This is a genomic window from Candidatus Aquicultor sp., from assembly GCF_054640775.1.
In genome coordinates this window covers 1-2,975 of record NZ_JBTSLF010000275.1, presented here as the reverse complement: position 1 = coordinate 2,975, position 2,975 = coordinate 1, and the positions used below count along the sequence as shown (strand labels likewise).

At 49.9% G+C, this 2,975-nt stretch carries 6 protein-coding genes; 1 reads left to right on the top strand and 5 read right to left on the bottom strand.

The window, feature by feature from the left end; all coding sequences use genetic code 11:
* The 4 genes from ACYC56_RS14080 to ACYC56_RS14065 form a co-directional block, all read right to left on the bottom strand.
* The coding region (locus ACYC56_RS14080; RefSeq protein WP_461374804.1) for an S-layer homology domain-containing protein at positions 1–549 on the bottom strand (549 nt) is incomplete at its 3' end.
* Positions 550–734: 185 nt separating this feature from the next.
* Positions 735–1,031: a hypothetical protein gene (locus ACYC56_RS14075; RefSeq protein ID WP_461374803.1), complete on the bottom strand. Its 297-nt coding sequence runs from the start codon at positions 1,029–1,031 to the stop codon at positions 735–737.
* Between the two features lie 97 nt (positions 1,032–1,128).
* A complete protein-coding gene (locus ACYC56_RS14070) occupies positions 1,129–1,971 on the bottom strand; it encodes a Cof-type HAD-IIB family hydrolase (RefSeq protein ID WP_461374802.1) in 843 nt (280 codons plus the stop codon).
* A complete protein-coding gene (locus ACYC56_RS14065; protein ID WP_461374801.1) occupies positions 1,968–2,270 on the bottom strand; it encodes a DnaJ domain-containing protein in 303 nt (100 codons plus the stop codon). Before ACYC56_RS14065 ends, ACYC56_RS14070 begins: the two co-directional genes overlap by 4 nt.
* Before the next feature lie 235 nt (positions 2,271–2,505).
* On the opposite strand from ACYC56_RS14065, the gene ACYC56_RS14060 reads away from it, so the two are divergent.
* Positions 2,506–2,634 carry a hypothetical protein gene (locus tag ACYC56_RS14060; protein ID WP_461374800.1) on the top strand — a complete coding sequence of 43 codons (129 nt, stop codon included), beginning with the start codon at positions 2,506–2,508 and terminating at the stop codon, positions 2,632–2,634.
* Positions 2,635–2,699: 65 nt separating this feature from the next.
* Here ACYC56_RS14060 and ACYC56_RS14055 read toward each other — a convergent pair.
* Positions 2,700–2,975, bottom strand: a 276-nt coding sequence (locus ACYC56_RS14055; protein WP_461374799.1) for an FAD-dependent oxidoreductase, incomplete at its 5' end; no start/stop codon positions are given.

The window sequence follows — 2,975 nt, the reverse complement described above, 5'->3', positions numbered from 1 at the left end:
GTCCATGAGACTGTATTTAATAGCTGCGGCAACATACGGTCTGGCCCAGAGACTGATGCTTCGCCGGTCCTTGAATCCCTGCAACCAACGGCTCTGTTCCTGTATGTCGGTTATCCCATCCGTCCCGGCGGCCCTTACCATAATCGCCGACACCTGTTCCCTGTTCAATAGCCCCGATGGTGAAAAAAGGGTGGATGTCGTCCCATTCATTATCCCCGCCTGCAAAACGGCCGCCACGTCTTCGGAAAACCAATCGGTCTGGTCCACATCGACAAACAACGTTGTATCGGTTGCCGGCAATGATTTTGCCCGCGCCAAAAACGATGCCATCTCGGCTCTGGTAATAGATGTGTGCGGCTTGAACGATCCATCGCTGTAGCCGCCGACGATCCCATTGGTCGCGAGCGAGATCACTTTGTCATAAAACCAGTCGGCGTTTGAGATATCCTTATAATGTGGAGCCGGATTACCGGCATGCCCGGGCGTGGGGTTTTGCTGGGCAAACGCCTCATGCAGGCCGAGAAATCCGCCAAGAGATACTGCGGTCACTATGATTATAAATACTACTAAGGCTGCTTCTGTCTTTGCTCTTTGCAAGATTAGTCTCTCACTAGTTCTGTTCTTAGTTTAAACAAAGCATGGTTCCGGTTCTGGGGCAAGCGACCGTTAGCTTGGATTATTCTATAATGCTTTCTTAAAAGTAGCAATATTCTAAGGCCACTAATTTGTTTCGGCTACGCGGGTTTTCTTTTCTCGCGTTGCCGTTGCGGTTCTTGCGTGGCTTTACCTATATGCGGCTGCTTGTTCCTAAACTCGTTATACTCGGTTTCGTGTTTCGGCTCGTCGCGCTTTTCGGGCTCGCCCATGTAGGCGGTCTCGGATACCTCGGTCCGGTCCTTTCTCGGACCGACCCCCGGCGGGCCTTCGCCCATATATCTTGTTTCCGCGATTTCGGTTTCTACGATATCTTCAACCGGGCCCTCGACCGGATGTTCTTTTCTGGGTTTTTCTTCGCCTTTTGAAGTCTCCACAGCATAAACCTCCCCTTTATAAATGCGATACCATATACTTGGCTCTTCGTTTTTATACCCCGGAAACGCGATTAAACGCATCGCGCACGGCGTGTAATTACGAGCCGATATCGGGCGCATAAAGCGAGTCGCTGTGGTCTTGTGCAGAGAGCACGTACTTGTGGAGCACTTCCTCTACACCCTCGCTTATGGGAAGAGTGGTGACATAATCCGCGGCACTCTTGAGTTCTTCGGTTGCATTTGCGACGGCGACACCGAGACCCGCGTACTCGATCATTTCCAGGTCGTTGAGATTATCCCCGATTGCAATCACTTCTTCGCGTTTGATGCCAAGGCTACCGGCAAGTTCCGCGAGGGCCAACCCTTTTGAGGCCCGCATGGGAAGTACATCCAAAAACCAATCCGCTGAATTGGTTATTTTAACCTGGGAGTCGAGTTCGCTTTTCAGCAACATCGTTAGCTCACGCGCCCGTAACTCCGTAACCATGAAAACAAGCATGGTGGGGTCATCGATTAGCAGCTCGCGCGTATCATCAACAAAATTCATTGTAACGCCAAGAAGATCGGCATAGCGGTCGGTCCATTCGTGGGGAGTATCCGTATAGACATCGTCGTTTAAAAACACGTAGCGTAGAACCGGTTCGTCCCGGAGTAAGTTTATCGCATCTATAGCCCTTTCAGCAGGCACTTTGCATTCGTGATAGACATCTTCGGAAATCGGGCTTCTAATCATGGCGCCGTTGTATGTGATTATAGGAATGTCGATCTCGAGTTTCCGGGCGTAACGCAACGCGCCCCTCGACATCCTGCCCGTTGCGATAGTGAACCGGACTCCGTTGCGTCTCGCCTGTTGGATTAGTTCAACCGTACTATCGTCAATAGTCTTATCATTCGAGAGGAGCGTCCCGTCGAGATCCAGTGCGACCAATTTGTAGCTCAAATCGTATTCTCCTTCAAGTACTTTCTGGCTAGACCGAGCAGTCCTTCATTAAGAAAAAGATCGACAGCCGCCCGTTTTCGCGTAACGTTATACGCGGCGCGCTCTTTATCGTCAGAAAGAATCTCATACGCTTTGCGCATTTCAAGCCATTTTTGCGTTGCGGCTTCTTTGCGCTCCTCGGGATGCTTATCGGGATGATATTTAAGCGACAGCGCCTTGTATGCTTTATCGATAACCTCTTTTGAGGCCTCGGGGTCGACCTCTAGTATCTTATAATAGTCAACAAAATGCTCAACCAACTACTTTACACCGCCATCGTCCTTACGTGCACCATCTGATTATAAATGATTATAAGCCACTATATGTGTAGTTAACCAGGTATTCCGGTACGATGCGGGTCATAAACTTTGCCGCATGGCGGCTTATTTAAGGCCATGGCTATACCAAAATGTTGCGCATACCAGTATAATCGATTTTAGGAGTGTATCCTGTCTTTGCGGGGCTATGACCCCGGCTACATATTGCATAAGGTGGATGAGTACCATGATTGAAGGTTTCAAGAACTTTATTAAAAACGAAGACCCACTGGTGTGGAAAAGCCTCGCTATCGCATCGGTTATAACGCTCGTCTTTTACGTCTTCGTTCTTATTTACACGCACTAGGTCGCGCTGCCCGCAAGGCTCTTCGTTAGCAGGTAACCATGCTCTAAGATACGATCGAGGTAGGCTTACTTGGTATCCTCGGGTAGCCTGATTACGTAGTCGTATGCCGATAGTGCCGCTTTGGCGCCCTCACCCGCCGCTACGATGATCTGCTTCTGCGGAACGCTCGTCACATCGCCGGCAGCAAAAATACCCGGCATGGATGTTTTATTACTGCAGTCGACAATTATCTCCTGCTTTTCGTCCAGCTCGACAAGGTCTTTTACGGGCATGGAACTCGGCGCAGAACCTATTTCAAAAAAGACGCCCCGTACGGGTAGCTCGATCTGCTCATCTGTTTT